We start from the raw sequence: 7253 nt of genomic DNA, 5'->3' as shown, positions 1-7253 counted from the left end.
AGAAAACACAAAAAATATAATGATGGATTTTACATTCAGCAGCAGTCATAAGCCATCGGGCGCCATGATAAAGCATGCCCTGTTTATAGGCGCCACCGCTTTTTTGGGAAACAGCCTTCATAATGAGGCTCCAGCCCAAAAACCCACCCGTTATCAAAGTAAAAAGCCCAATATGATTGTCATCCTGGCCGATGATCAGGGGTGGGGGGATTTAAGCATAAACGGGAACACCAACCTGAAAACTCCCAATATTGATGCCCTGGGTCAAAACGGAGCCCAATTCGAGAACTTTTACGTATGCCCTGTAAGCTCGCCCACACGTGCTGAACTGCTGACCGGCAGATACCATCCCCACAGCAATGTGTATTCCACCTCTGCCGGAGGTGAGCGGATGGATCTGGATGAGACCACCATTGCAGAGGTTTTCCAGTCTGCCGGATATGAAACGGCAGCTTTCGGGAAATGGCACAACGGAATGCAGTATCCCTATCAACCCAATGCAAGGGGATTTAATGAATTCTATGGTTTCTGTTCAGGCCACTGGGGCGATTATTTCAGCCCCATGCTTGAGCATAACGGAAAGCTGGTGCAGGGAGACGGATATATCATCAACGACCTGACCGAAAAAGCCATGAAGTTTATTGAAGAAAAGCGGGAGGAGCCTTTCTTCCTTTATCTTCCCTACAACACGCCTCACTCCCCCATGCAGGTTCCCGACCGATGGTGGGACAAATTCGAAGATGCCACCCTGAACATGCACCACCGCGACCCGGAAAAGGAGGATATGAAGCATCTTAAAGCCGCCCTGGCCATGTGCGAGAACATCGACTGGAATGTGGGCCGCCTGATGGACAAGCTAGAAAAGCTCGGCTTAAAAGAAAACACCATCGTGGTGTACTTCAGCGACAACGGCCCCAACGGCTGGAGATGGAACGGGGGCATGAAAGGCAGAAAAGGGTCTACTGACGAAGGAGGCGTACGCTCGCCCCTTTTTATACGATGGCCCGGGGTGATCAAGGCGGATACAAAGATAGACGAAATTGCAGGAGCGATCGATCTGCTTCCCACACTAGCCGATCTAGCAGGCATTAAACCGGAAACCAACAAACCCGTCGAAGGTGTTAGCCTGGAACCCCTGCTTTTTAGAAATGACGAATCATGGAACAGCCGCCTGCTCTATTCTTTCTGGGGAGGAAGAGCCAGTGTAAGAAGCCAGCAATACAGACTCGACGGTGAAGGCCGCCTGTTCGACATCAACAAAGACCGGGGCCAGTACATCGATGTATCTGATAAAAATCCGCAGGTAGCCGATCGCCTGGAAGATTCGCTGTCAACATGGAAAAAAGAGATGACTGCAGAACTTGACAGGGACAGTAGGCCTTTTCCCATTGGCCATTCTAATTTTAAGTATACACAGATGCCTGCCCGTGACGCAGAACCACACGGAAACATAGAGCGCTCCAACCGCTTTCCCAACTGCACCTTTTTTACCAACTGGACGGCCTCATCGGACAAAATCACCTGGGATGTTGACGTGCTCAGTGAAGGTGATTACCAGGTTGAGCTTTACTACACCTGTTCCCGCCAGAACCTGGGTTCCACCATTGAGCTTAGTATGGGCTCGGCTGAGATAACCGGTAAAATAACCGAGGCCCATGATCCCCCGCTCCGCGGTATGGAAGACGACCGGTCAAAACGCATGGAATCCTATGTGAAAGCCTTCATGACCATGGAACTGGGTACGATTCACCTGGAAGAAGGAAGAGGAACATTGACACTTGAAGCGTTAAACATCCCGGGAGAGGCAGCTATGGACTTCAGGCTTCTTATGTTCGAAAAAATAGAATGATTTAAAAAGAAGTAAGAAATTGTTAATCCACTATGCGCTTCTCCCTAAAAACCCGGTACTTATTCATTTTTCTCACAGCCATTTTAATTGGTGCAGGAATTTTCTTTCTCCAGGAGCATCTTCTGCAAAATAAAAATGAGGAAGAAATCAATGATCCTTCACCGGTGGGATACAACGCCGAACCCGATTCCCTGGGATGGCGGCCCTTGTTTAACGGACGAACACTGGACGGGTGGCAAATAACCAATTTCGGACCTCAGGGACCCGTACGCATAGATGAATCCGAGGGGAAAATTATTCTGGGAATGGGAGACGGTTGCACCGGTGTCACGTGGCAACGGGAATTCCCGGAAGAAAATTATGAAATAGCCTTGGATGCCATGCGTGTTAAGGGTAATGATTTTTTCTGCGGACTGACCTTTCCGGTCGGAGATGAATATTGTACTCTGATTGTCGGTGGCTGGGGAGGCACAGTGGTAGGGATCAGCAACATCGATGATAAAGATGCATCGGAAAATTTCACCAAACGGTTGATGAAATTTGAAAAACAACAATGGTACCACATCCGTGTTCGTGTTACCAGCCAGAAGCTACGAGCCTGGATTGACAAAAAACAGGTGGTTGATGTGAATATAAAGGATCATGAATTTTCTGTGCGTCCGGAGGTACGGTTATCACGCCCGCTGGGCATTTCTTCATGGAGGACTACTGCGGCATTAAAGAACATCAAATTCCGAACCCCTGATTAAATAACTTCCGAAAAATCACCGGTGAATAATTTAGATTGAATAAAAAATAAGAAAATGCTTGGTATAATTTTACATTTAGCGTACTTTTATGCACCTAAAAATACATAAAATCAACGGCTGTCAAGAAAAATCAAATTCATGAAAAGAAAACTTATCAAGAAAACCTACACCACATTATTCATCGTTGGTATACTTGTCGGTTCTATAATATTTTTAGGGGGTAATAAATTGGTCAAATTAACTTCAACAGACGACTTCTGCGCATCATGCCACGTTCACCCCCACTCCACGCAATCCTGGAAACAATCGACCCATTATGATAATGAAAGTGGAGTTGTAGTCCATTGCGTTGAATGCCACCTGCCTCCGCCGGGTGATCTGTACTATCTGACTGAAAAAGCCATAACAGGCACCCGTGATGTGTATGGAAAACTCTTCAAGGACATTGACGAGATCAACTGGGAGCAAAAATCCCAGCTTGAATACGCAAAAGGCCATGTTTATGAAAGTTCTTGTCTGAAATGTCATCAAAATTTATTTCCCAAAGGATTATCACAAGAAGGTGAAGAAGGCCATCTACACTATTCACAAAACAAAGAAACCGTTCGTTGTATCAATTGCCACTTACATGTAGGTCATTATGATGAAGATGCAGTGATGGCTAAAAATGTAGATTTTGGAATGAAGAAGGAAGAAGAAGTTGAGATTTATAATAAACCTGCAAAAATCGATACTTTTGGCGATTATACGGAATATATCCCGGGCACCTCGGTAAGCTTTGACATGAAAGCCATCCCCGGAGGTACTTTTACAATGGGAAGCCCGGAAGATGAACCCTTCAGGGATGAAGATGAGGGTCCGCAGGTAGAGGTTAAACTCGACAGTTTTTATATAGCAAGGGTTGAAACCACATGGGATGCTTTCCTTGCCTTTTTCTCTCAGACCATGTCAGAAGGAAGGCCCGACGATTACGGAATACCTCCTGAGGAGATGGTAGACGGTATAACAGGCCCAACTCCACCATATGGCAATCCCGACCAGGGATGGGGACGGGGTGACCGGCCTGCGATAACCATGACCCATTATGCAGCAAGAGTTTACTGCCATTGGCTGAGCAGAAAGACCGGAAAAAATTACCGGTTACCAACAGAAGCCGAATGGGAATATGCAGCCAGAGGAAGTAAGGAGGGCGCCTACTTTTTCGAAGGCAGCCCCAAAAAGTATTCACAAAAAGGCTTGTTCTCCTCCATTTTTGGAGCCGATACATCGGTTATCAATACTTATGTCATCTACCAAATGAACAGCAATGCCAGAACCCAGCCTCCGGAAGAAGTGAAATCCAATCCCTTCGGGCTTAAAAATACGCTGGGTAATGTTGCGGAATTCTGTAGTGATTATTACGATCCGGACATATACTCTGAATATGGAAATAAAGTGGAGAATCCTCAAGGACCTTCATCAGGAGAAGAGTATGTTATCAGAGGAGGATCTTTTAAAGACGGAGCCTCTGATGTACGATCTGCCGAAAGAGGACATACACAATCGGAGAAATGGATGGAAACCGATCCCCAGATGCCCAAAAGCGTCTGGTGGTATTCAGATGCCAATCACGTAGCTTTCAGGGTAGTTTGTGAACCTCAGGAAAACGAAAATTAATGGTTAACTTTAAATAATCTTGTGATATGGAACACAAAAATAAACAAACAAGAAGAGAATTTCTTACAAAAAGCGCACTTGGTGTAGCCGGTATGGCTCTGACCGCAAACTGGTTATCTTCATGTAGCAGAGGTGGTACCAAAGCAGATCTCGACCTGCCTCCCATGTTAAACAAAGCCCCCGAAGGCAATACACTCAGGGCTGGCCTGGTAGGCTGCGGAGGCAGAGGTACCGGAGCTGCAGTCAATTTTCTCAATGCAGGTCCTAACCTGGAATTAACTGCCATGGGCGATGTTTTTGAAGATAAAATGGCAGAGAGCCGCGAAAAAATCAAAAATCAAACCGGGCAGGAAGTTTCAGATGACAAAGCTTTCGTTGGATTTGATGCCTACCAAAAGGTTATTGACTCTGATGTAGATATTGTGATTCTGGCAACTCCGCCTTATTTCAGGCCTCTGCATTTTGCAGCCTGTGTGGACGCGCACAAGCATGTATTCATGGAAAAGCCCCTGGCTGTAGATCCGGTTGGCGCCCGTTCAATCATCAGCGCCTCAAAAAGAGCCGACGACCTTGGATTGACGGTAATAACAGGAACTCAACGCCATCACCAGGAAAGCTATATCGAAGCCTATAAGCGCATCATGCGGGGTGAAATCGGTGACATCGTCGCTGCCAATTGCTACTGGAACATGGGACAGCTTTGGTACAGAGAGAGAAAATCCGAATGGAGCGACATAGAATTCATGATACGCGACTGGGTGAACTGGGCTTGGCTTTCAGGTGATCACATCACAGAACAGCATGTACACAACATTGACGTCATCAATTGGTTCATGGGCGGTAAATTCCCCGAGCGTGCAGTAGGATTTGGCTCGAGACACCGCAGGGTAACCGGCGACCAATATGACAATTTCAGCGTTGATTTTGTATATGAAAATGACATTCACGTCCATAGCATGTGCAGACAGATTGACGGCTGTGTCAACAATGTTTCGGAATTTGTAAGGGGTACAAAAGGTTATTCCGACTGCTCCAGCTACATAGCCAAGCCAGACGGCGAGAAGGTATGGACCTATGAGAAACCCGAAGACGTAAACAGTCCTTATCTTCAGGAGCATATTCACCTGGTAACCTCCATACGGAGAAATGAACCCGTAAATGTGGCCGAATTTACTGCCAAATCGACAATGTGCGCAATAATGGGCAGAATTTCCGCATATACCGGAGAAGAAGTTACCTGGGATCAGATGATGAAATCGAGTCTCCAGTTGGGTCCCGAAGGAGGTCCTGAGTCACTTACCTCTCTGGGATCCAGTGATCTGGTCAATAACGAGGTGCCGGTTCCCGGCTCCGAGGAGTAAGAAAAAGCATTATGCTCCATTTATTGAAAAAAAGAGGTTGCATGAAGCAACCTCTTTTTTTTAATAATAATGAATGATTGATTGATTGAATGATTTCCAATATCTTGGGTATTTAATCATTCCCATATTCTAACCCTATAATCAGAAGCGAATGATCAGGTTTCAAAATTATCCGCCTTCACGTAGGCATCGATCAATGCCTGTTCACCCTTCTTTCCGCTTATAGAGTTGCCATGTTCCATTCCCAATATGCCATTAAATCCCTTATCATAGATATGCTTAAAAACATTCCTAAAATTAATCTCACCGGTATAAGGCTCATTTCTTCCGGGATTATCTCCCTGCTGGAAGTATCCAATCTCATCCCAGGCCATGTCAATGTTGGGAATTAGATTGCCTTCCTGAATTTGCTGGTGATAGATGTCGGCCAATATTTTGCAGGATGGACTGTCCACTGCCCGGCAAATTTGATAAGCCTGTCCCATCTTCTGGAGGAACTGCCCCGGATGATTATTGAAATTCAGCACTTCCAGCACCATCACCAAACCATGGGGTTCAAGGATCTCGGCAGCCCGTCTTAAGGTCTCTACGACATTGGCTGTCTGATATCCCATATTTTTCCTCAGATCCTTATGGCCGGGCACGACGGTCATCCATGTCGCATTGACCCGTTTGGCTACTTCCACTGATTCCCGGATTTCTTTAAGGAATTTTTCCCTTGCCTTCTTGTCTCCGCTGGTCAGGTTGGGCTCATTCCAGGCGATCTCATGGGCTACAAAAACTCCCATCTTCATATTCTGACGATCCATCTCAGCAGCAATTTTTTCCTGCATGGATTTATCCCGGCCCTTCATGCCGTTATCCTCCAATGCAGTGAAACCAACATCCGCCATGAATTTGACCTGATCGACCGGATCATCTCCCGCACTATTGCTAAACGTTCCAAAATGAGGGGCATAGTGTAAATTGAACTCATGCTTTGCCTGCTTACTCTGGCTGGTTGGAGCCGAAGCGTAACTCAACGCACCGTTAACAGCAAATAAAGAAGCAGCAGCGGTTCCTGTCTTAATAAATTTTCTTCTGTTCATAATGCTTGATTTATTATATGTTCTTTAATACTGAGTATAAAAACCTTTAAAATAACAACTTAACCTGCATTATTCATAAGTTTTTATAAAAATGAATAAAATGCAGGATAACCCCGACTTAGGTGAACTTAAATTTTTGAAAAAAATTTTAGTGAACCTTAGTCGCTGTCGGAGACAGGAATAATTCTTGAATTATTCGGGTTAAATGTATCTATAAAGCATATCTACCAACAAATTCAGAAAAAAGAATCCCATCTCAATTTTGTTGAAATTTAAAAAAAATACACAAAACAGACAAATCAGAAAAAACAAACATAAACCTCTTATATGCCTCAGTATTCGTGTTAATTGAATTGTTTCACGAAAGTTTCCCGATTTGTTAACCTGCATAAAGATAAATAAATTTGCAAACAGAATCCATCAAGTCAAAAACAAACCGATGCTTTATGGAATGCAGAAAACACTGCGGGGCCTGTTGTATTGCTCCCTCCATCAGTTCAACCATACCGGGTATGCCGGAAGGCAAGCCGGCAGGGGTTCCCTGTGTGCA

General features: G+C 45.2%; 5 protein-coding genes. 4 read left to right on the top strand and 1 reads right to left on the bottom strand.

Translation table 11 applies throughout. The features are described from left to right. The 4 genes from KGY70_14595 to KGY70_14580 form a co-directional block, all read left to right on the top strand. Positions 1 to 1849 (top strand): arylsulfatase (locus tag KGY70_14595; protein MBS3776421.1); only part of this gene is annotated, 1849 nt, incomplete at its 5' end. A gap of 32 nt (positions 1850 to 1881) precedes the next feature. After that, the gene (locus tag KGY70_14590) at positions 1882 to 2598 is read left to right on the top strand and encodes a DUF1080 domain-containing protein (GenBank protein ID MBS3776420.1); all 717 of its coding nucleotides are present in this window, start codon (positions 1882 to 1884) and stop codon (positions 2596 to 2598) included. Between the two features lie 138 nt (positions 2599 to 2736). Continuing rightward, the gene (locus KGY70_14585) at positions 2737 to 4254 is read left to right on the top strand and encodes an SUMF1/EgtB/PvdO family nonheme iron enzyme (protein MBS3776419.1); all 1518 of its coding nucleotides are present in this window, start codon (positions 2737 to 2739) and stop codon (positions 4252 to 4254) included. 26 nt (positions 4255 to 4280) lie between these two features. Continuing rightward, the gene (locus KGY70_14580) at positions 4281 to 5615 is read left to right on the top strand and encodes a Gfo/Idh/MocA family oxidoreductase (protein MBS3776418.1); all 1335 of its coding nucleotides are present in this window, start codon (positions 4281 to 4283) and stop codon (positions 5613 to 5615) included. 155 nt (positions 5616 to 5770) lie between these two features. Here KGY70_14580 and KGY70_14575 read toward each other — a convergent pair whose 3' ends face one another. Continuing rightward, complete coding sequence (locus KGY70_14575; protein MBS3776417.1) at positions 5771 to 6703, bottom strand: TIM barrel protein; 933 nt, start codon at positions 6701 to 6703, stop codon at positions 5771 to 5773. Positions 6704 to 7253: the final 550 nt, after the last annotated feature.

This window comes from Bacteroidales bacterium (assembly GCA_018334875.1).
In the GTDB taxonomy this organism is placed as follows: domain Bacteria; phylum Bacteroidota; class Bacteroidia; order Bacteroidales; family UBA12077; genus JAGXLC01.
This window is presented reverse-complemented; position numbering and strand designations above follow the sequence as displayed.

Bases quoted from the DNA above. Each gene is read 5' to 3' on its own strand.
- KGY70_14590 (MBS3776420.1), top strand. From the start codon at position 1,882: ATGCGCTTCTCCCTAAAAACCCGGTACTTATTCATTTTTCTCACAGCC.
- KGY70_14580 (MBS3776418.1), top strand. From the start codon at position 4,281: ATGGAACACAAAAATAAACAAACAAGAAGAGAATTTCTTACAAAAAGC.
- KGY70_14575 (MBS3776417.1), bottom strand. From the start codon at position 6,703: ATGAACAGAAGAAAATTTATTAAGACAGGAACCGCTGCTGCTTCTTTA.
- KGY70_14585 (MBS3776419.1), top strand. From the start codon at position 2,737: ATGAAAAGAAAACTTATCAAGAAAACCTACACCACATTATTCATCGTT.